Genomic DNA, 19,056 nt, shown 5'->3' with positions numbered 1-19,056 from the left:
TGAGGCTCAGATCTTCAAATAGCCTTTGTCGGCAGGAATTTGGGCGGCGGTGACCAACGACGACGCGTCGCTGGCAAGCCAGACCACAATGTCGGAGATCAGGTCGGGGGCGGCCAGCGACTCGGTCGGTAGTGCCCCCGGCGAGAAGCTGTGGATGTAGTGCGGATGGTCCTGGAAGACCTGGTACATCGACAGGTCGTTGCCCATCGGGGTGTCGGTGCCGTAGGGGTGCACCGAGTTGACGCGGATGCCGAACTCGCCGAGCTCGACCGCCAACGAGTTGGTCAAGCCGACGACTCCGAATTTGCTTGCGCAATAGTGGCCGCAGCCCGGGACGGCTTTGATTCCGGCCGCGGAGCTGATGTTGATGATCGATCCGCCATTGCCGGCCGCGATCATCGGCGGCACCACGGCTTTCATGGTGTTCCACAGCCCGGTGAGGTTGGTGTCGATGGTTTCTTGCCATTGCTGGGCCGAAATCTCCCATAGCCGGCCCCAATTCAGCACGCCGGCGTTGGCGACGACGATGTCGAGCCGGCCGAACTGTTCGATCGCGTTCGCCACGACCCGTTGCTGGCCGGCCAAGTCGCGGACGTCGACCTCGTCGGCGAAAATCTTACGGCCCTCGCCCTCGACCAGGTTGACGGTCTCGGCCAGGTCTTCGGGCAGCGCGGGGGGATAGCCGTTGTGTTCGGCGACCGGTCCGCAGGCATCGATCGCCACGATGTCGGCGCCGGCGCGCGCCAGCCGGATGCAGTGTGAGCGGCCCTGTCCGCGGGCGGCCCCGGTCACATAGGCGACTTTGCCGGCTAGCGGGGCGACGGGATCGCTCATGCCGACAACTCCTCTGCGTGGGGCGCTGGCTGGGGGTGGCCGGCGGGGTTTATGGCTGAATGACATGACAGAGTAGGAAAGACGGTACTGGGCGGCACCGCACGGCGCCAGCAATTAGTCCGCGGCGGCGAGCACGTCACGCACCGCGTCGTCGACCGTGCTCAGCAAGTCTGGGTCGATGCCGGCTCGGCCGCGCACCAGAACCGATGCGTTATTGGCAGGAGGTAGCCCCTCTGCCGGGCACAAGCCGTCGGGCAGCTTGCCGATCATCGGCAGCAGCGCCACCCCGAGCCCCGAACGTACCGCCGCATACAGTCCGGATAGATCACCGCACTCGGCGGCGATCTCATAGGCGACACCGTGGTTTTCAAGGATGGCGAAGGCTGGTTCACGCAAGGTGCACGGCTCCGAGAAGATCACCAGTGGCAATGGTTCCCGCGCAGGCACGGTCAGCGCGCGCGCCGAAATCCATTGCAGCCGAACCAGCCCGGACGCATTCGCGCGGTCCAGGCCTGCCCCGTCGAGCATGATCGCCAAGTCGACCAGCCCGCGCTCGATCGAGTCGGCCAGCGACACGTTGCGGTCAAGCCGAAAACGCACCCGGCGATCGGGAAGCCGCTCCCGCAGCACCCTGGTCAGCCCGGACAGCATCACGTCCGCACCGTGCTCGGTGGCCCCGATGGTCAGGAGCCTGGGTTCGGTGGCGCCCAAGTCGTCCAATGCCGTGTCGTGTGCGGCCAATATCGTGCGGGCATGCCGCAGCGCCTTCAGGCCCATCTCCGTGAAAACGATGCCGCGGCCGGAGCGTTGGATCAGTGGCTCGCCGACGACGGCCTCGACTCGGCGCAGATGCTGGCTGACCGCCGACTGGCTCAGGTGCAGCGCGGCGGCGGCGCGATGAAACCCGCCGCAGTCGGCGACGGCGACAAGGCTGCGCAGCGGCGCGATGTCCAGCACCTGGGCCATAGCAACACCATAGTTCGATTAGCAATCCTGATCAATTGTTACGCTCCCCATGCCAATCTTAGTCGCATGCCTACCTGACTGATAAGCCAAAGCGATCGGTTCCGATCAGCAATAATCGTTGGACTGCGGGTGCCGGCCTGGGCAGCATGGGTCACATGGACCTGCCGCGCATGCCGCTGACGACCGCGTCGGCGGTGACGTTCTTCTACGCGCTCGGTTACCCCATCGGGGTGCTGGCGGTGACCTCCATGGCGCCGATGGCCGCGCTGGTGCTGCGATTTGGTTTGGCCGCAACAATTTTGGCCATATGGGCTGTGCTGGCCAAGGCGCCCTGGCCGCGGGGAGCGCAGTTCGGTCACGTCGTTGTGGTCGGCCTGCTGATCCAAGCCCGTGCAGTTCTGCTGCCTTTACGAGGCCGTTCAGCTCGGATCACCGGCGGTGTTGTGTGCGGTGGTGATCGCTATGAACCCGGTCGCCACCGCCATCCTGGCCGCCGTGTTCCTACGCGAGCCGCTCGGTCCGCACCGGGTGGCGGCGCTCGCCCTCGGCGTCGTCGCGGTGCTCGCCGCATGTGCCAGGAGGCTGACGAGTGCCCACGGCGTGGACCCCGTCATCGGGCTGCTTGGGGTTGGTCTGCTTGGTCTTTCGGCTGGCGGCATTTACCAGCAGCGGTTCTGCGCCGGTGTCGATTTCCGCACGATGAGTGCGCTGCAGAACGCGGTCGCGCTGATTCCCGCAGCGGCGCTGGCGATCCTGACGCCGTTCGCCGTGCACGACGTCCGGCAGGCGGCGATCGCGGTTGCCGGCATGGTGCTGTTGAATGCGACGCTGGCGGTGAGCCTCTATGTTCGCGCGATCAATACCCACGGCGCGGCGGCGGTGGCGATGTTGTTCGCCATCATTCCCGCCGTTGCGGGGGTGCTGTCGTGGCTCATGCTGGGCCAGCGGCCCGACGCTGGTGTTGCGGTCGGCCTGGTCCTGGGCGGCTTCGCCTGCTGGCTCAACAGCAGGGGAGCCCGCCCCAGCCGTGCGGCCAAGGCGCGCGCCGAGTTCGCCCGGGTGTCAGTGGCGTCCCCGGCTGGCCAACTGGCTCGTGCGTCGTGCGGGTCGCCCTCCAATTCGCGAAGGTAGCGCTCGATCGTGCTCCGAATCCGCCTGCACGCCAAGCCATATCGGCTCACCGGAATTGGCCGGCGAGCGTCCGTGAGCCGCACTCGCTGCGATGAGGTAGCCGTGTCCGAGAAAACGGTCAGCCGCGCGCCCTCCCAGCCATGCCCAGGCGGCTACGGTGATCTCTATGACGCCGGCGAGCGGCTCGTCCGCAAACCCAGTGAAGCGGCGCCCGAGAGACCGCAAGGCGCAGATCGCCCGGGCCGCCGCCGATGCCTTCAGCGAGCTCGGCTACCACGCGGTCAGCATGGAGAATATTGCGACCCGGGTCGGGATCTCGGCGGCGGCGCTGTACCGGCATTCGCAGGGCAAATACGACCTGTTTCGCTCCGCGGTCCTGGCCCTCGGGCAGCGGCTCGTCGACGCCACCGAGTTCGCCGACCACCTGCCCGACGATGCCGATCCCGAGGAGACGTTGCGCGCACTGACCGGCGCGCTGATCGACACCGCCATCGTCAACCGCACAGCGGGCGGGCTCTATCGATGGGAAGGCCGCTACCTGCACGGTGAAGATCAGGAAGCGTTGGCCGAGCAGGTCAAGCTGGTCAACCTGCGTCTACAGCGGCCGTTGATCAGGCTGCGGCCCAAACTGCAATCGCGGCAGCGTTGGGTGCTCTCGGCGGCGGCGCTGAGTGTCATTGGCAGCGTCACCGACCATCGTTCCCGGTTGGGCAACGGCGAGATCCGGGCGACGTTGGCCGACATCGCGGCGACCGTGTTGAGGGCCGACGTGCCGGCGCAGCGGGCGAGTGGGTCGGAAGCGGCACGGGCAGCGACGATTACAAGCGCCGTCGGCAGCTACGAATTGCTGTTGCACGAATCGATACGGTTGTTCAACGAACGCGGATACCGCGAAACCGGCATGGAGGACATCGCGGCAGCGGTTGGCATACCGGTGGCCAGCATCTACCAATACTTCCCGAGCAAGGCCGCGATACTGGCGGTCTCATATCGGCGCGGGGCCGACCAGCTGTCCGGTGACCTGTCCACCATCTTGGCCGCGGGCAGTGATCCGGAGCAATCGCTGGCGCAGCTGATCGACGCCTTCGTCACACGGTCCTTCGCCAATCCCGAACTGGCGCGCGTGTACTACACGGAGCGCCACAACCTGCCTGACACGGACGCGGTGCTTCTCTACAACATTCACCGCTCCACCGTCGAATCCTGGGCCCGGCTGGCGGTGGCGGCGCGGCCCGAACTAACGCTCGACCGCGCGCGATACGCCGTACACGCTTCGTTTGCCCTCGCCGTCGACATCGGCCAGCTCGTCGTCCCCGGCCCGAGTCAGCCCGCTCGCATGACGGTGCGCCGGCTGATGGAAATCACCTTGCTTGGCAAATCCGCCGTAACTTCCGGCAAGGCCCCTCGCGGCGGCACGCAACGCGGCTGATTAAACGCGGACGTAGGCCGTCTCAAGGCCCAAATACTGCTGTACTTGCGATAGGGCCGTCCAACGAATGAGGGCGATGTACGGCATTCCGAACGCCTTGCTGCTCAGGCGAATCTCTGATCCAGCTGCGTGACGGAGTGTTGTCCAATTACGGCGAGCTGCTACCAAAATCGCCGAATTGCCATTAACATAGCGGCGGTCTGCGCCCCCGCGAAAGGTCCGCCCGATGCTCAACAGGATCCGCCGGCTACTGGATTACCAGTTGACGATTGCCGAGCTGCTGGGCCTTACCGTGTTGCTGGGCACGCCGTATCTGATCGTAGGGGTCATCTGGTCGTCCACTCACACGGCGCACCTGCGCGACATGCAGGGCGTGGATCTCGTCGTGTCATTTCTCGGCTCGATCGTGTCGTGGCCGGTGCTGATTTTCGCCAACGTGTGCATGACCTAGGCGCGGAACAGATGCTCAAACGCGGGCCTTTGGTTTTCTCAGCGGCGGTAGTGGCTTTAACCGTGGGGTTTTTCGCGTTGCGCTTCCCGGTGTTCATCGACGCCTACGACCAATTCGGTTGGCAAGTCAAATGCGGCAGCGGCCTGACGACCGACCTGACCCAAGCGTCCAGCGCCGACCAAAAGATGAACGAACACGGGGTCGCCAGGTCAAGCACGAACTACGTCGGCCGATGTGACAACGCGCTGATGATCCGACGCGCGTGGGCGATTCCCGTGGCGGCCCTCGGCGGCCTCACCCTGATGGGCTTGGCGGCGGTGGTGCTCGCACACGACCGCCGGAACATCAGAAGCTGACAGTTGCCCGCGAGACTCCTGGCCGGCATCGGTTGATTTGCTGGGGCACAACCGATTTCCAACGAACAGTTGCCCCACGCGCCAGGGGCACAGCTAGCGCGTGCTCTCGTCGGGAAGGTCACGTCGAGACTGGTGCAATCCTGGCGCGTCCGGGTCGTCGTTCTGGTGCTCCAGTTGTTCCTGCAGCTTGCGCTGTTCCTCGGTCGCCTCCCTGGCGTCCTCGGGTGCGGGTAGCGGGTCGACATTGACTTGATGGTCCACGTGAAATCTCCTCTGACCGTCTGTGCTGCTCCAGTCAGGGTCTCCCGAATCCCACGCATCGAAACCTGGCTGAATCCGGACAGGGCTCAGCCGGTCGCTTACTGGCCGAGATGTGCCGACAGCAGCCAGGCCCCCATCGACTTGCGGCCGTTGCCCTCGTCGCGGATGTCGGCACCGGCGAAGGCCTCAAAGCCTTCCAGGAAGCTGTCGGGAACGTTGGCGTGAATCCGTGCCGGCCGGATCTCGTCAATCACCCAGTACTTGGAGACGACGTCCCGAAGCTCGTCCTCGGTGACCGCATTGACCGGCCCGTCGGCCGGCATGCCCGCGCGGTCAAAGACCAGTACAAAGTAGGAGGCACCCGGCGCGGCGGCCCGCACGATGGACTGCTGATAGCCGTCGCGCAACTCGACGGGCATCGAGTGAAAAAGGGTGCTGTCGACGATGGTGCCGAAGCGGCCGTCGTAGCCGCTGAAGGCGCTGATGTCGGCGACGTCGAACGTGGCGTTGGCAAGGCCTCGCTTGGCGGCCTTCTCGCGCGCCAACTTGATGGCGGTGGGCGCCTGGTCCAAGCCCACCGTCGTGAAGCCGCGCTCGGCCAGGAACAACGACACCGCCGCCTCCCCGCAACCGGCATCGAGCACGTCGCCGTGGAACTTCCCGGCCTCGATCAGGGCCGCGATCTCCGGCTGGGGCTCGCCGATGCTCCACGGCGGCCGATTGCCTTCACCCATCTCGGGGGCTTCGCCCCGGTAGGCGGATTCGAACATTTCGTGAGTCGACTGAGACATACCACCATTATATCAACCACGCTGATATATGTCAACGGGACTGATATATGTCCGAAGGCCACACCTACTTAAGGGTGGCCGTCAGGTAACCGGAGTCTTCGCCGAATGAAGCCAGCTCATCATTGGGTACTTCGAACCCGTGGGCGGCAAAGGCCTGGTCGGTTGTTCGGATGTCGACCTGCCAGCCATGCGCGGCCAGATATTCAGCGGCGGTGTTGCGGTCTCCGGTGTAGAACAACTCGGCCAAATTGATGTTGGAGCCCAGCCGTTGCGACCGCGCGGTCAGCTTCTGGGCCCAGTCCGAAGGGACGTTGCGCACATCCATGTGCTCGGTCGCGATCCGGCTGCCCGGCGCCGACAACGCGACGACGTTGTCGAACAAGCGGTCCTGCGCCTCGGGCGGCAGGTAGACGAGCAGGCCTTCGGCACTCCAAGCCGTCGGCTCGTTCGCATCGAATCCGGCCTCGACCAGGGCGGCCGGCCAGTCGTCGCGCAGGTCGATCGCCACCGTGCGGCGCTGGGTGGTCGGGTCGGCGCCCAGGCCGGCCAATACCCGCGTCTTGAACTCGATGACCTCGGGTTGGTCGATCTCGTAGACCACCGTGCCGGTCGGCCAGGGCAGTCGGTAGGCCCTGGTGTCCAGGCCGGATGCCAGGATCACGGCCTGCTGAATACCGGATTCGGTTGCCTGCATGAAGAAGTCGTCGAAGTAACGGGTGCGCACCGTGATCTGCTCGTTCACCGCCTGGCGATTCAGCAGGGGATCGTTGGACCGGTCGACCTCATTGTCGAGGAGCTTGATGAAGATATCGCTGCCCACCGCGCGAACAAGGGGATCGGCAAAGGGGTCGTTCAGGAGGGCGTCCGGCCCCTTTGAAGCGATCGCCCGCTGTGCGGCGACCGCCGTTGCGGTGGCGCCGACGCTGGACGCCAAATCCCATGTGTCGTTCTCGGTGCGGGCCACGACCGGACTCCCCTCTGTCATTAGTTAGCTCACTTAAGCGATAAGGTCCACTGTACGCATTTCGGCGCGGACGGACCGTTCGACAATGCGCACGGGGGTGACTAGGGCGCGATGACGTGTTGAGATCGGGTATGGCTGACGACATCGAACTGAGCCCGAGGGATTGGGTGCGTGAGCAGACCGAGCGGATCCTCGAACAAGGCACGACCGACGGAGTCGAAATTCTCGATCGGCCCATAGTTCTGGTGACCGTGACCGGAGCAAAGTCCGGCAAAAGGCGGTACGTGCCGATGATGCGCGTCGAAAACGACGGCCGTTACGCCATGGTTGCGTCGAAAGGCGGCGCCCCGGCGCATCCGTTGTGGTACTTCAACCTGAAGGCCAATCCCCAGGTGACGCTGCAAGATGGCGAAAGGGTCGTCACGCTACGGGCACGCGAGCTCGAGGGGTCCGAGCGCGAGCAGTGGTGGCAGCGAGCGGTCGAAGCCTATCCTCCCTATGCCGAATACCAGACCAAGACAACGAGACAGATACCCGTCTTCGTTCTTGAGTAAACACTCTGCACCCCAATCTATTTCGCAGATCACGCACATCGCGCGGCCTCGGTAGCCATCCGCGGCAAAACATTTGGATTCGATATGCGCCCGGCCCGTCGGGTTGCCACCCGCATGGCTGCCCCATACCTTCGATATCCAGAGGCCGGGCACACTTAGCAACACAACGACGTTTGCGGCGATTGTGATCGCTTGTGCCGCAGGGTTTTAAATTGCACTCTTTGGGTGCGTTACGGGCGGACATCCGAACGCATCCCGTTATGCATATCCCAGGGAGGGGCCGATGCAACACGCTGGGCAGGTGGTTGAACAAAACGCCGAGAAGACGGAACCGACTCGAGTTGACCGGTTCCGCGCGACCGTCCAGTACGACTTGCCGGCATCGTTGGTGGTCTTTCTGGTGGCGCTTCCGTTGTCGCTGGGGATCGCCATCGCCTCGGACGCTCCCGTACTGTCCGGTTTGATCGCGGCGATCGTCGGGGGGATCGTCGCGGGGTGCATCGGCGGGTCGCCGTTGCAGGTCAGTGGTCCGGCCGCTGGGCTCACGGTCGTTGTCGCCGATCTGGTCTCCCAGTTTGGTTGGGCAGTAACGTGTTTGATCACCGTCATTGCCGGTGCCCTGCAAATCATGTTGGGAATCAGCCGGATTGCGCGTGCTGCGCTGGCGATCTCACCGGTTGTCGTGCACGCTATGCTGGCCGGCATCGGAATCACCATCGCCTTGCAGCAGGTGCACGTATTGCTGGGCGGTGAATCGCAGAGCTCGGCGTGGACAAACGTCGTCGGTCTGCCCGCGCAAATTGCCGGCGCGCACCGTCCGGGGCTCGTGCTGGGCCTGGTCGTCATCGCCATTCTGATTGCGTGGCGCTGGGCACCGGCCCGGGTGGCCAAGATCCCTGGCCCACTGGTCGCCATCGTCGTCGTCACGATCATTTCGGTCGTGTTGCCGTTCAACGTATCCCGCATCAGGCTGGAAGGTTCGGTGCTGGAGGCGCTGCAGCTGCCGCAGCTCCCGGATGGGAACTGGAGGGCAGTCGTGATCGCGGTGATCACTGTCACGCTGATCACCAGCGTCCAAAGCCTGCTGACGGCGGTCTCGATCGACCGGATGCACACCGGGGCGCGCACCGACTTCAACCGCGAGCTGATCGGGCAGGGCGCCGCGAACATGGCGTCGGGCGCGATCGGCGGGCTTCCCATCGCCGGCGTCATCGTGCGCAGCGCGGCTAATGTCAACGCGGGCGCCAAAACCCGCGCCTCGACGATCATGCACGGAGTCTGGATCCTGTTGTTTGCCGTGCCCTTTGCGGAGTTGGTCGAACAAATCCCCACCGCGGCACTCGCCGGCTTGCTCATCGTCATCGGAATCGAGCTGCTGAAGCCCGCACACATCGAGACCGCACTGCGCAACGGCGATCTGGCCGTCTACCTGGTGACCATCCTCGGCGTTGTCTTCCTCAATCTGCTGCACGGCGTCATGATCGGACTCGCCGTGGCGGTCGTCGCCACCGGGTGGCGGGTGGTTCGGGCCAGGGTGGAAGCGAAGCCCGTCGGCGACGAATGGCATCTGATCATCGAAGGGGCATGTACCTTCCTGGCCCTGCCCCGGCTCACGGGAGTGCTTGCAACGATCCCCGAGCGCACCACGGTCACCATCCACCTGGTGGCGAACTACCTCGATCACGCTGCGCACCAAGCGATCAGCGACTGGCAGCGCCGCCACTGCGCCACAGGCGGAAATGTCAACGTCCATAACGGACTGATGGAACCCTATGGACGCCTCGATAAGTTGTCGAAAGCCAACCGCCGCGCGGTCCACCTTAGCTTGGTCGAAGCGGACACCGGCTAGCCACCTTCAGGACGTGTAAGCGGGACCCTAGGGAAGCAGGTGCGGGCGAACGAGCTTGTGCCAGCGCCGTTGTCGGTACCGAAAGATGCCGGTTGCCACCCTCGCAACCTCGACAGCTACCTTGACACAGGTGAACTGGTGACACCCGTGCTGCGGCCGCGGAAATGACAACGGGGGACGGCCATCAGATGCCTCGCACCGGATGAACCGCGCCTGGATTAAAGGGTGCTGGGCCACCCATCGTCAAAGCAGTTGTGGCATAACCTCGCTCGCCAACAGCTCCAGGTGCGCGAGATCGGTCAGGTCCAACAGCTGGGTGTACACGCGCTGCACACCGATCTGCTTCCAGGCGCCCAAGTTGTCAACGATCTCGGCGGGGGTACCGACCAGCGGGCTGTTGGAGCGCAACTCGTCGAGTTCGCGGCCGATCGCCGCGGCGCGGCGGGCCAACTCACGGTCGCGGCGGCCGGCGCAGAGCACGAACGCGCTCGAGTAGGCCATCGAATCGTCCGGTCTACCGGCCGCGGCCACCGCTTGCGCCACCCGCTGGTACTGCTTCTCGGCCACGTCGATCGGCGCGAACGGAATGTTGAACTCGGCCGCGTACGTCGCGGCAAGCTGCGGAGTGCGTTTGGCGCCGAGGCCGCCGATGACGATCGGCGGATGCGGGCGTTGCGTCGGTTTGGGTAGCGCTGGTGAGCCGGCGATGGTGTAGTACTTCCCGGCGTAGTCGAAGGTCGCACCCGGTTCGGTCGTCCACAGCCCCGTGACGATGGCCAGCTGTTCGCTGAGCCGATCGAACCTCTCCCGCAGTGGAGGAAAGGGAATGCCGTAAGCCTGGTGCTCCTTTTCGAACCAGCCGCTGCCCAGACCGAATTCGACGCGTCCTGCGCTCATGTCGTCCACTTGCGCCACCGCGATGGCCAGCGGACCCGGATGCCGGAATGTTGCGGAGGTCACCAGGGTGCCCAGCCGGATGCTCGACGTCTCGCGCGCGATCGCTCCCAGGGTCACCCACGAGTCGGTGGGACCCGGCATACCGTCGCCGCTCATCGCCAGGTAGTGATCGGACCGGAAAAACGCCGTAAAGCCCAGCTGCTCGGCGGTTTGGGCGACGGCGACCTGATCGGCGTAACGGGCGCCCTGCTGTGGCTCGATAAATGCACGGAATTCCATAGGATCCCTCTGTATCTCGTTGTACGGCAACCCGATTCCGAACGTGTACCCGCCTGTTGCCAAAGCGAGACGGCAAACGGGTTAGCACCCCGCCCGCAACTGGGTATGCCCTTAGCATGACCTCACTTCTTCCACCCATGGTCGTGACGCCAGCGCGATTGACCTGCGCCGGTGCCGCCGACGCCGTTACGGCGGCGGAATTGCGCCGTGCCCTGCGCCGGTGGCTTCAGGAGGTGACTGAGGCCCCCGCGGAGGTTCGCGACGACATCATTCTGGGCGTCAACGAGGCGCTGGCCAACTGCGTCGAGCACGCATACCGCGCCCACCGCACGGTCGGCACCATGAAACTGCAGGCAAGCCACGACCCCGCCGCCCAGTCGATCAGCGTGTGCGTCAGCGACCGTGGATCGTGGCATCACCCGTCGCCGCAGCGGCTCAGCGATCCGCGGCGGTCCCGCGGCATCATGCTGATGCATGCGCTCGCCGACCACTGCACCATCAACGTCCGCCCCAACGGCACGACGGTGTGCCTGGACTACACCACCAGGCCCTAGCCGCAGCTCACACCCCGACGGCGCGCTCCAAATCCTTCAGCGACGTCTCCAGGTAGCCCAGCAGCCGCTGCAGGTGCGGGACACTGCGGCGGCAACCGACGAGACCGAAGTCGAGGTTGTCGGCGTTGTTGGTGACGGTGATGTTGACCGCCTGGCCGTCGAGCGGTATGGAGAGCGGGTAGTTTCCGTCCAGCCGCGCCCCACGCCAGTACAGCGGCTCGGACGGACCGGTGGAAACGTTGGAGATGACGATGTTGAACGGTGGGGACGCCGCCGAGAGGTAGCCCGGGATCAGCCCGAAGAACAGGCCGCCGATGTTCAACGCTGACAGGGCCAGTTGCTGAACCGGCGGCAGTTGTTGGAACACCTCTTTGGTGTCGCGGATCGATGTGCTGACGATCTCGAGGCGCCTCGCCGGGTCGTCCACGTCGGTCGCCAGGTTGCACAGGAACGTTCCGACCATGTTGCCGCCCCGGTCATCGTCGGCTTTGCGGAGATTGACCGGAACCATCGCGGTCAGCGGGGCGTCCGGCAGAGCGTTCTGCTCGAGGAGATAGGCGCGCAGGGCGCCGGAGCACATGGCGAGGACGACGTCATTGACCGTCACCCCGGTCGCCGACTTGATCGCTTTGATCCGGTCCAACGACCAGGACTGCGCGGCCACCCGCCGGGCGCCTCCGATGCGGACGTTGAACATGCTTCGCGGCGCCCCGAACGGCAGCGTCAGTTGCTGTTCGAGCAGGGCGGCCCGCGCCAGCTTCAGCGTGGACGGCGCCAACGCGAGCGCCGACCCCGCCGTGCGGCCGGCCCGCTCCAGCAGCGACTGGCGCTTGTGCCCCCCGCCGCGTTTGCGCGGCCCGATGCTCCACGGAACCCGCACCTCGTCATCGTTCGGGTTGGGGGTGAAGGCGCGCTGCACCAGCCGCATTGCGGACACGCCATCCATGAGGGAGTGGTGGTACTTCGTGTAGACGGCGTATCGGCCGTCCTCCAAGCCCTCGACGAGGTGGGCTTCCCACATGGGGCGGTGGCGATCGAGCAGGCTGCCATGCAAACGGGAAACCAGCTCCAACAGGTCACGGACCCGTCCGGGCTCGGGCAGCGCCGAGCGGCGCAGGTGGTAGTCGAGCTCGACGTCGTTGTCGAACGACCACGCGAGGTTGGTCAGGCCACCGAAGAAGGCCGGGCGCTTGCGGAACGTCGGCTGCACATCGGTGCATTCGAGCATGGCCTGGTAGGACTCGCGGACGAAATGGGGCCCGGCGTCCTCGGGCGGTTCGAAGAGTTGCAGCGATCCCACATGCATCGGGTGTTCGCGTGACTCGCCGATGAGAAACAGCGCATCCGTCGGCGATATCGGTTCCATGGTCAACCCCATTCTGTTTCGCTGGGCCGTCCGCGCGGCACACGCCCATCAAGTAGCCGGAGTGAACGCTTGTTAATCAACGTCAAGTGCGCAGATCGTGCGTTGCTCGAAAGTGGGGGCGTTGAGCGACGCGGCACCGGCTCTACTCGAGGACTGCGGCGAGAGTCCCGACCCGGCCGGCATCGGCTTCGCTTCGCAGCACGGTAGTGGCCATTTCAAACGTCACACCGGGGATCGTCTTATTGACGGACGGGTTTCCGGTCCACCAGGTGATGCGGCAGACCCGGCGGCTGATCCGCCAGCCGCCGGGCGTGCGTACCAGGGCATCGTCATACCAGCCAGTGCCATCCCAGAGCGGGTCGCCACCGGCGGAGCGGCGCAACAAGCGCCAGCCGCCGTTGCAGAAGCTGGAGGCGCGGTCACCTTCGATGTGGACCACGTGGGTCGACATGGTGTGCTGGGTGGAATCGAAGGGGTCGTGGAACGCCGCGAAGTCGGCCTTGAACCGGTCACGATCGGTCCAGTGGGATGTGGCGCCGTAATCAGCATCCACGTCGGGGGTGAAGATGCGGTCGAATAGTTCCCAGCGCTGGCTGTCCACCGCCAGCCCGTAGAGGTTCACCAGTTGCGTGATCGCCGCGACGTCGCTGTCGGTCATGGTTCTCCCGGGTCCGCTGATCAATGTCAGCACATTGTCGTCGACCCTCGGTTACGCCGACTCCCGAAAGGCGCTGATGATCTCGGCGACCCTGGGATCGTCGCGCATCTCCTCCAGGGTTTCCGGCAGTGGGAGCCGCCAGTTCGGGTATTCGTCGATAGCGCCCGACCCCTGGCCGACTACCTGACGTCCTTGGCCAGCTCGCGCGCCTCCTGCTCACTTTCCACCGCGGGCCCGGACCCCGGCAGCGGCTTCCCGGCGACCTCGGGCGTGAAGAGCAGCGTGATCGCGCCCACCAGACCACCGAAGATCAGCATGTAGGCGGGTGCCATGACGTTGCCGGTGCCCGACACCAACGATTGGGCGATCAGCGGCGTGGTACCGCCCACGGCGGATATCGAGATGTTGTACGAGATGGCCAGCGAGCCGTAGCGCACGTTGGTGGGGAACAGGGCCGGCAGCATGGCGGGCGCGGTGCTGTCGAAGCACAGCTCCATCAATCCGATCAGCAGCACGCCGGCGAAGATCACCAGGTAGATGCCGCCGAAGCGGATGAGGAGGAACGCGGGAATGGAACCCACGATCAGCAGTGCGCAGCCGGTCCACATGATCGGTTTGACGCCGATGCGGTCGGACAGCGCTGCGACGAGCACCACGGTGGCCATCAGGATCGCCAATGTCACCACGATCATCACCAGTCCGGCGGTATGGCCGACGCGCACGAACAGCTTGAGGTACGTCGGCAGGTAGCCGGTCAGCATGAAGTCGGCGACCTGAGAGGTCAGCACCAGAGCCGCGCAGATCAGCAGGCCCCTCCACTGGTCCACGACCGTCCGTCGAAATTGCCGCCGGCGCCCGCCCGACGGCTGCGCCCCCTCGGTCGCGTTCTGGTAGGCGGATGACTCCTTCAGCCGTAGCCGCAGGAACAGCGCGAACAGGCCGAACGGCGCGCCCAGCAGCAGCGGAATGCGCCAGCCGTAAGCCAACATGTCTTCGTCTGGCAGCCAGGTTTGCAGCGCGGTCACCAGCATCCCGGCGAGCACGAACCCGACCAGGTTGCCCATCGGCAGAAACCCGACCATCATGCCGCGTTTGTGATCGGGGGCCTGCTCGACCAGATAGGTCATCGCGCCGACATACTCACCGCCGGTCGACAGGCCCTGGAAGATGCGGGCGATGACGAGCAGGATCGGCGCCCAGATGCCGATGGTGCTGTAGCCCGGCAGCAAACCGGTCGCGGTGGTGCTCACCGTCATCATCAGGATGGTGACGACAAGAACCCGGTGTCGCCCGATGCGGTCGCCGAGCGGGCCGAAGATGAAACCGCCGAGCGGACGCACCACGAACGCCGCCGCCAGTGCCCCGAACGTAGCGATGAGGTGGACGCCGCTGACGCTCTTACCCGGATAGAACACCTGGGCGAGGGTGGTGGCGATATAGCCGTAAACCCCGAAGTCGTACCACTCCATGAAGTTGCCGATCGCGGTGCCCATGATGGTCTGGCGCATGGCCGGGTCGGCGACCCTGATTTCGTTGCGTGCCCATTTCCTCCGGCGACCCCGTGCATTCATCGACAGAATGCGTACCCAGAAGTCTCGGGGGCCGAACAAAATGCACTCCCAACCGGCTCTCTCGGCGAAGGGAACTCACTGACCCTTCAGGCTGCCGATGCGAAGCGAAAAGTCCTTGGGCTCGGACTGTTCCTCGGCCGCGAAGGGCGTGGTGGCCTCAATATCCTCGACGTAGCGTTGCGGATCGCGGTCGGTGATCGCCAACCCGTCGGTGGTGGGATGTTCGGCCATGAAATCGCGGTATTGCCGCCCCAGCGCTTCGCGGAGGCCGATGGGGGCGGCGCGACGGAAGTCGGACAGCCCTTCTCGCTCCTCTTCACCCATGTGGTCGTCGTTGGCCTCGCGGGTGCGGCCGATCGCCGCCCACCACTGCTCGCTTCCGACCCGGGCCGCGTTGGCGTCGCGCACCCCGTCGCGGATGTCGTTGTGATCCCCGATCGCATCGAGCGTCTCGCCTTCGGCGTCGTCGGTGCCCCGCTTCAGCAACTGCGGATAGAAGATCTTCTCTTCGATGTAGGCGTGCACGTCCAGCTTGTCAGCGAGGGGACGCCACACCCGCGCCAAGGCGGCTTCGTCGGCCGGTGTCTGCGCCTGCAGGTAGTCCAGCTGGGCGAACTGCTCGCGGAACCACTCGTGGTCGGCGAGGATCAACATGGTGATGTCGGCCATCGCGACGGCCCACCTCCCTCACCCGCTACGGTTCGCGGCCATGGTGTCCCATGGTGGCGGAACCCGTCAACCGACGGGAAACGCTCCGTCGGGGCGCGGTCAACGGTTTGGATACACTAAGACACCAGAATGCTGATCGACCGCGATCGCACGCCGCTAAACCCCACCGATATCAGAGGTTGTTTGTGCCGGAAAACCGCAGCGAGCCCGCAAGCCTAGAGCCGCATTTCGAGGACGTTCAGGCGCACTACGACCTGTCGGACGAGTTCTTCGCGCTCTTCCTGGATCCGACGCGGACCTACAGCTGCGCCTACTTCGAACGCGACGATATGAGCCTCGAGGAGGCGCAGCTCGCAAAGGTCGACCTGTCGCTCGGCAAGCTCGGGCTGCAAGCGGGTCAGACCCTGCTTGACATCGGCTGCGGCTGGGGCACCACCATCGTCCGGGCGCTCGAACGATACGACGTCAACGTCGTCGGCCTGACCCTGAGCCGCAACCAGCAGGCGCACGTGCAGCAACGTCTGGACGAGCACCCCAGCGCGCGCAGCAAGCGGGTGCTGCTGCAGGGCTGGGAGCAGTTCGACGAAAAAGTGGACCGCATCGTGTCCATCGGCGCCTTCGAGCACTTCGGTCGCGACCGGTACCCCGACTTCTTCAAGATGGCCTACGAGGCGCTGCCCGCCGACGGCGTGATGATGCTGCACACCATCATCCAGCCCAGCGGCGAAGAGTTCGCCGAGCGCGGGCTCCCCATCACCATGACGAAACTGCGGTTCATGAAATTCATCATGGACGAGATCTTCCCGGGCGGAGACCTGCCCGCCGCCAAGACCGTCGTGGAGCACGCCGAGCGCGCCGGCTTCGGCGTCAAGCTCGTCCAGCCGCTGCGCCTGCACTACGCGCGCACCCTCGACACCTGGGCGGACGCGCTCGAGTCACGCCGCGACGAGGCCATCGCGATTCAGTCCCAAGAGGTCTACGACCGGTACATGAAGTACCTGACCGGTTGCGCCGACCTGTTCCGCGAGGGCTACACCGACGTCGCGCAGTTCACCCTCACCAAGGGCTGATTACCGCCGGCGCCAGTCCGGGCGGCGCGCGCAGCTGACCCCGGCCGGGGTTTATCGGCGCCGCGCCCGGGGTAAATCCACGAGCAACAACCTGATTCGGCAAGCGCCGACCTTCGTCTGCGCAAAACCGCAGGGAAGGATTGATCGTGAGTGCCAAGCATCGACTGACCCCAGCGCCGCAGCAAAGATCTCCCGCGGATCGAACCGCGCGGCGCGGGTCAGGCGTCGCGGCGATATGTGATGTCGTCTCCGCATCGATGCTGTGCGCGGCGGCCCTCACGGCTTTGGTGCTCAACGCACCACACGGCGAAAAGCGAACGGTCGAGGCGAGCCAGGAGCCACCGGCCGCGTCGCAGTCGGTGCGCCAAGAGGGCACGGTGATCGCGGTGTCGGCGGGCTCGGTTACCGCGCGCAGCGTTAACGGGTACACCCAGACCTACCTCGTCACCCCCAACACCACGCTCATCGGTCACGGCGGCCAACCTGCCACTGCTACACCGCATTTCACGGTCAACGATCACGTCGAGATCGTCGGAACCATTCAGGATGGCACCGCCCTGGCCACCGCGGTGGCCGACCGCGACGCAGGGCACGGAGAGGGGTCCCCGATGGATTACCTTGACGGACAGATAGTTCCGGCGGGCCGCACCTGAGTCTTGCCCCGCCATAGGGGCCGTTTTCGTCAATGAGCCTGCAGCGCAGGATGTCTGCCGCTAGGCGCGGACCCGCTGCGTCCCCGCCTTCTCCTCGCCGGCCTGTCGGCCTAGTCTGTATGCCATCCAGCCAGAGGAGGCGACGTGAGCGAGCACGAAGTAAAGATGATCATCCTGTCGACCGATGATCTCGACGAGTCGATCCGGTTCTACAGCGAGACCCTGGGCATGCCGCTGAAATTCCGCGACGGGGCGCATTTCGCGGCCCTCGACGGCGGGCCGGTCACGCTCGCGCTGGCGACCGCGGTGGACCATCCCATTCCGGGGCAGGTCGTCGTCGGCATCAAGACCGCCGACGTCGATGCCGCGGCTAAGGCGGTGGAGGCCAGCGGGGGCGGCATCGTCAAAGGCCCGTACGACGACGCACACGAACGCCGTGCCGTGGTCTACGACAACAAGGGCAACGGCCTGGTGTTCTACAAGCCGCTGGGCCGCTGACAAGCGTTATTTGCCGGTGCGCTCGCGGTGCTTGCACCCGGGCCAGCAGCACGGCCGGCGCATGCCTTCTTCCAGTTCCTCCTGCGTGCGGCGAATGCGGCGCTGTCGGGTCGCCTCCTGCTTGGCGTCCTCGACCCAGCAGATGAACTCGTTGCGGGCCAAGGGCGTGATGTCCTGCCACGCGGCGAGTGCCGTGGCGTTGCCGATCAGCGACTCGCGCAGGTCCGCGGGCAGTTCGTGCACCACCCCGCCGGGTATCCGCTGGCTGCTCATGGGGTTAGGCTAACCCGCCATTGCGGTCGCTCGCAGCGGCTAAGAAGGCAAATGCGCGCTGTCGTCGTGCAATTCGTCGCGGCGCAAGGTCATCGGGGTGAGGGCGGGGACATCGCCGCCGGCCACCACGGCACGGGTGATCGGCGTGAGCGCCCGGAACAGCGTTTCCACCTCGTCGTCGCTAAGCGCGTCGAGCGCCGACAGGGAAAGCGCATCGGTGGACCGTTCGATGTGGTCCTTGAGTTCCCGGCCGGCCGCGGTCAGCGAGCCGTCATCGCCCAGCAGTCCCCGCTCGGCCAAACGTTGCTCGTGGTGCCGCCACGCCGCCTCGTCGTAATCGCGGGTGCGTGCGATGTACTCGCGCGGAACCCCGCCCGCCGCGGCATGCAACACGTTGGACTCCCGACCCGAGATACCGGCGGCGGCCAACACCGCCACATGCCCGTCGCCGCGCTGCTCGCGTAACAGCGTCGTCGCGTGCCACAGCGCGGCCAGCGGATCGTCCGGCCACGGCAGCGCCAGGTTCGCGGCGAACAGCGGGCGTCCGTCCAGCGGCGCCTGCCGAGCTGCCTTCCCAGCCAATTGCGCCGCAACGCGGACGTTTTCGCTCCCGTCCGGCCCGTAGCGGCGCAGCGCCGCGACGGCGGACTCCTGCCGCGCACGCAACGCCGCGTCAGGACCGGCGACCTGCCATGCCGCCGGCAGCGCCTTGGCGACGCGCTCGGGGGCGAAGTTGTAGAAGATGGCGGTGACCACCTCGTTCGGCACCATGCCAAGTGGCGCGGACCGGGCCGCGAAGTAGCCCATCCAGAAACCCCGGTAACCCAGCCCGTCCAACGCCGCCCGTGCCTCCGGCGCGAAATACGTCACCGCATGCACGGGCTCGAAGCGATCGAAGAAGCGCCGTGCCAGCACCGGTTCCCTTTGCACGGTCGCAGTCAATCACACTCGCCGAGCGGGCGGCTCTGATGATGGCACGACG

At 65.6% G+C, this 19,056-nt stretch carries 22 protein-coding genes and 1 pseudogene; 11 read left to right on the top strand and 12 right to left on the bottom strand.

Annotation, left to right across the window (positions count from 1 at the left end):
- Positions 1-6 precede the first annotated feature (6 nt).
- Both AWC17_RS11100 and AWC17_RS11095 read right to left on the bottom strand, forming a co-directional pair.
- Entirely contained in the window at positions 7-834 is an 828-nt protein-coding gene (locus tag AWC17_RS11100) for a mycofactocin-coupled SDR family oxidoreductase (RefSeq protein ID WP_085164638.1), read from the bottom strand.
- A gap of 114 nt (positions 835-948) precedes the next feature.
- The gene (locus tag AWC17_RS11095; RefSeq protein WP_047323460.1) at positions 949-1,800 is read right to left on the bottom strand and encodes a LysR family transcriptional regulator; all 852 of its coding nucleotides are present in this window, start codon (positions 1,798-1,800) and stop codon (positions 949-951) included.
- Positions 1,801-1,970: 170 nt separating this feature from the next.
- Between AWC17_RS11095 and AWC17_RS11090 the strand changes: the two are divergent.
- The 4 genes and pseudogenes from AWC17_RS11090 to AWC17_RS11075 all read left to right on the top strand — a co-directional run bounded on the left by AWC17_RS11090 (position 1,971) and on the right by AWC17_RS11075 (position 5,167).
- Positions 1,971-2,931: pseudogene (locus AWC17_RS11090) on the top strand (DMT family transporter).
- A 166-nt stretch (positions 2,932-3,097) separates the two neighbouring features.
- Positions 3,098-4,360, top strand: coding sequence for a TetR/AcrR family transcriptional regulator (locus AWC17_RS11085; protein WP_046183347.1), 1,263 nt, complete (start codon positions 3,098-3,100; stop codon positions 4,358-4,360).
- Positions 4,361-4,586: 226 nt separating this feature from the next.
- Positions 4,587-4,811: a hypothetical protein gene (locus AWC17_RS11080; RefSeq protein WP_046183348.1), complete on the top strand. Its 225-nt coding sequence runs from the start codon at positions 4,587-4,589 to the stop codon at positions 4,809-4,811.
- An 11-nt stretch (positions 4,812-4,822) separates the two neighbouring features.
- Positions 4,823-5,167, top strand: a complete 345-nt coding sequence (locus tag AWC17_RS11075) for a hypothetical protein (protein ID WP_046183349.1) — start codon at positions 4,823-4,825, stop codon at positions 5,165-5,167.
- 93 nt (positions 5,168-5,260) lie between these two features.
- Here AWC17_RS11075 and AWC17_RS32655 read toward each other — a convergent pair whose 3' ends face one another.
- The 3 genes from AWC17_RS32655 to AWC17_RS11065 all read right to left on the bottom strand — a co-directional run bounded on the left by AWC17_RS32655 (position 5,261) and on the right by AWC17_RS11065 (position 7,204).
- Positions 5,261-5,428, bottom strand: coding sequence for a hypothetical protein (locus AWC17_RS32655; RefSeq protein ID WP_167385570.1), 168 nt, complete (start codon positions 5,426-5,428; stop codon positions 5,261-5,263).
- A gap of 98 nt (positions 5,429-5,526) precedes the next feature.
- Entirely contained in the window at positions 5,527-6,219 is a 693-nt protein-coding gene (locus tag AWC17_RS11070) for a class I SAM-dependent methyltransferase (RefSeq protein ID WP_167385569.1), read from the bottom strand.
- Positions 6,220-6,283: 64 nt separating this feature from the next.
- On the bottom strand, positions 6,284-7,204 hold the full coding sequence (locus tag AWC17_RS11065) for a class I SAM-dependent methyltransferase (protein ID WP_231588489.1): 921 nt from the start codon (positions 7,202-7,204) through the stop codon (positions 6,284-6,286).
- A gap of 110 nt (positions 7,205-7,314) precedes the next feature.
- Between AWC17_RS11065 and AWC17_RS11060 the strand changes: the two genes are divergently transcribed.
- On the top strand, positions 7,315-7,737 hold the full coding sequence (locus AWC17_RS11060; RefSeq protein ID WP_046183351.1) for a nitroreductase family deazaflavin-dependent oxidoreductase: 423 nt from the start codon (positions 7,315-7,317) through the stop codon (positions 7,735-7,737).
- Between the two features lie 283 nt (positions 7,738-8,020).
- On the top strand, positions 8,021-9,586 hold the full coding sequence (locus AWC17_RS11055; protein ID WP_046183352.1) for a SulP family inorganic anion transporter: 1,566 nt from the start codon (positions 8,021-8,023) through the stop codon (positions 9,584-9,586).
- A gap of 243 nt (positions 9,587-9,829) precedes the next feature.
- On the opposite strand, the gene AWC17_RS11050 is transcribed toward AWC17_RS11055, so the two are convergent.
- Positions 9,830-10,762, bottom strand: coding sequence for an LLM class F420-dependent oxidoreductase (locus AWC17_RS11050; RefSeq protein WP_046183353.1), 933 nt, complete (start codon positions 10,760-10,762; stop codon positions 9,830-9,832).
- 116 nt (positions 10,763-10,878) lie between these two features.
- Here AWC17_RS11050 and AWC17_RS11045 point away from each other — a divergent pair, with 116 nt between their 5' ends.
- Complete coding sequence (locus tag AWC17_RS11045; protein WP_046183354.1) at positions 10,879-11,316, top strand: ATP-binding protein; 438 nt, start codon at positions 10,879-10,881, stop codon at positions 11,314-11,316.
- Positions 11,317-11,323: 7 nt separating this feature from the next.
- On the opposite strand, the gene AWC17_RS11040 is transcribed toward AWC17_RS11045, so the two are convergent.
- Both AWC17_RS11040 and AWC17_RS11035 read right to left on the bottom strand, forming a co-directional pair.
- Positions 11,324-12,682, bottom strand: coding sequence for a WS/DGAT/MGAT family O-acyltransferase (locus tag AWC17_RS11040; protein ID WP_085164637.1), 1,359 nt, complete (start codon positions 12,680-12,682; stop codon positions 11,324-11,326).
- Between the two features lie 142 nt (positions 12,683-12,824).
- Entirely contained in the window at positions 12,825-13,340 is a 516-nt protein-coding gene (locus tag AWC17_RS11035; RefSeq protein WP_046186136.1) for a nuclear transport factor 2 family protein, read from the bottom strand.
- On the opposite strand from AWC17_RS11035, the gene AWC17_RS11030 reads away from it, so the two are divergent.
- A complete protein-coding gene (locus AWC17_RS11030) occupies positions 13,339-13,527 on the top strand; it encodes a hypothetical protein (protein ID WP_046186135.1) in 189 nt (62 codons plus the stop codon). The genes AWC17_RS11035 and AWC17_RS11030 overlap by 2 nt on opposite strands.
- Here the strand turns inward: AWC17_RS11030 and AWC17_RS11025 are convergent.
- Both AWC17_RS11025 and AWC17_RS11020 read right to left on the bottom strand, forming a co-directional pair.
- Positions 13,520-14,848, bottom strand: coding sequence for an MFS transporter (locus tag AWC17_RS11025; protein WP_046186138.1), 1,329 nt, complete (start codon positions 14,846-14,848; stop codon positions 13,520-13,522). The genes AWC17_RS11030 and AWC17_RS11025 overlap by 8 nt on opposite strands.
- 138 nt (positions 14,849-14,986) lie before the next feature.
- Entirely contained in the window at positions 14,987-15,580 is a 594-nt protein-coding gene (locus AWC17_RS11020; RefSeq protein ID WP_046186134.1) for a hemerythrin domain-containing protein, read from the bottom strand.
- A gap of 185 nt (positions 15,581-15,765) precedes the next feature.
- On the opposite strand from AWC17_RS11020, the gene AWC17_RS11015 reads away from it, so the two are divergent.
- From AWC17_RS11015 to AWC17_RS11005, 3 genes are all read left to right on the top strand, one after another.
- Positions 15,766-16,650 (top strand): cyclopropane mycolic acid synthase family methyltransferase, encoded by an 885-nt coding sequence (locus tag AWC17_RS11015; protein ID WP_046186133.1) that lies wholly within the window; start codon positions 15,766-15,768, stop codon positions 16,648-16,650.
- 146 nt (positions 16,651-16,796) lie between these two features.
- Positions 16,797-17,303, top strand: coding sequence for a DUF5666 domain-containing protein (locus tag AWC17_RS11010; RefSeq protein ID WP_141224581.1), 507 nt, complete (start codon positions 16,797-16,799; stop codon positions 17,301-17,303).
- A 144-nt stretch (positions 17,304-17,447) separates the two neighbouring features.
- A complete protein-coding gene (locus AWC17_RS11005; protein ID WP_046186131.1) occupies positions 17,448-17,801 on the top strand; it encodes a VOC family protein in 354 nt (117 codons plus the stop codon).
- A gap of 6 nt (positions 17,802-17,807) precedes the next feature.
- On the opposite strand, the gene AWC17_RS11000 is transcribed toward AWC17_RS11005, so the two are convergent.
- On the bottom strand, positions 17,808-18,074 hold the full coding sequence (locus AWC17_RS11000; RefSeq protein ID WP_046186130.1) for a YdeI/OmpD-associated family protein: 267 nt from the start codon (positions 18,072-18,074) through the stop codon (positions 17,808-17,810).
- 39 nt (positions 18,075-18,113) lie between these two features.
- Entirely contained in the window at positions 18,114-19,004 is an 891-nt protein-coding gene (locus AWC17_RS10995) for an SCO6745 family protein (protein WP_085164635.1), read from the bottom strand.
- Positions 19,005-19,056 lie beyond the last annotated feature (52 nt).

The sequence above is a fragment of the Mycobacterium nebraskense genome (genome assembly GCF_002102255.1).
Classification (GTDB): domain Bacteria; phylum Actinomycetota; class Actinomycetes; order Mycobacteriales; family Mycobacteriaceae; genus Mycobacterium; species Mycobacterium nebraskense.
This window is presented reverse-complemented; position numbering and strand designations above follow the sequence as displayed.

Coding starts and splice junctions, on each gene's coding strand:
- AWC17_RS11100 (WP_085164638.1), bottom strand. CDS start 834: ATGAGCGATCCCGTCGCCCCGCTAGCCGGCAAAGTCGCCTATGTGACC.
- AWC17_RS11095 (WP_047323460.1), bottom strand. CDS start 1,800: ATGGCCCAGGTGCTGGACATCGCGCCGCTGCGCAGCCTTGTCGCCGTC.
- AWC17_RS11085 (WP_046183347.1), top strand. CDS start 3,098: ATGACGCCGGCGAGCGGCTCGTCCGCAAACCCAGTGAAGCGGCGCCCG.
- AWC17_RS11080 (WP_046183348.1), top strand. CDS start 4,587: ATGCTCAACAGGATCCGCCGGCTACTGGATTACCAGTTGACGATTGCC.
- AWC17_RS11075 (WP_046183349.1), top strand. CDS start 4,823: ATGCTCAAACGCGGGCCTTTGGTTTTCTCAGCGGCGGTAGTGGCTTTA.
- AWC17_RS11070 (WP_167385569.1), bottom strand. CDS start 6,219: ATGTCTCAGTCGACTCACGAAATGTTCGAATCCGCCTACCGGGGCGAA.
- AWC17_RS11065 (WP_231588489.1), bottom strand. CDS start 7,204: ATGACAGAGGGGAGTCCGGTCGTGGCCCGCACCGAGAACGACACATGG.
- AWC17_RS11060 (WP_046183351.1), top strand. CDS start 7,315: ATGGCTGACGACATCGAACTGAGCCCGAGGGATTGGGTGCGTGAGCAG.
- AWC17_RS11055 (WP_046183352.1), top strand. CDS start 8,021: ATGCAACACGCTGGGCAGGTGGTTGAACAAAACGCCGAGAAGACGGAA.
- AWC17_RS11050 (WP_046183353.1), bottom strand. CDS start 10,762: ATGGAATTCCGTGCATTTATCGAGCCACAGCAGGGCGCCCGTTACGCC.
- AWC17_RS11045 (WP_046183354.1), top strand. CDS start 10,879: ATGACCTCACTTCTTCCACCCATGGTCGTGACGCCAGCGCGATTGACC.
- AWC17_RS11040 (WP_085164637.1), bottom strand. CDS start 12,682: ATGGAACCGATATCGCCGACGGATGCGCTGTTTCTCATCGGCGAGTCA.
- AWC17_RS11030 (WP_046186135.1), top strand. CDS start 13,339: ATGGTTCTCCCGGGTCCGCTGATCAATGTCAGCACATTGTCGTCGACC.
- AWC17_RS11035 (WP_046186136.1), bottom strand. CDS start 13,340: ATGACCGACAGCGACGTCGCGGCGATCACGCAACTGGTGAACCTCTAC.
- AWC17_RS11025 (WP_046186138.1), bottom strand. CDS start 14,848: ATGCGCCAGACCATCATGGGCACCGCGATCGGCAACTTCATGGAGTGG.
- AWC17_RS11020 (WP_046186134.1), bottom strand. CDS start 15,580: ATGGCCGACATCACCATGTTGATCCTCGCCGACCACGAGTGGTTCCGC.
- AWC17_RS11000 (WP_046186130.1), bottom strand. CDS start 18,074: ATGAGCAGCCAGCGGATACCCGGCGGGGTGGTGCACGAACTGCCCGCG.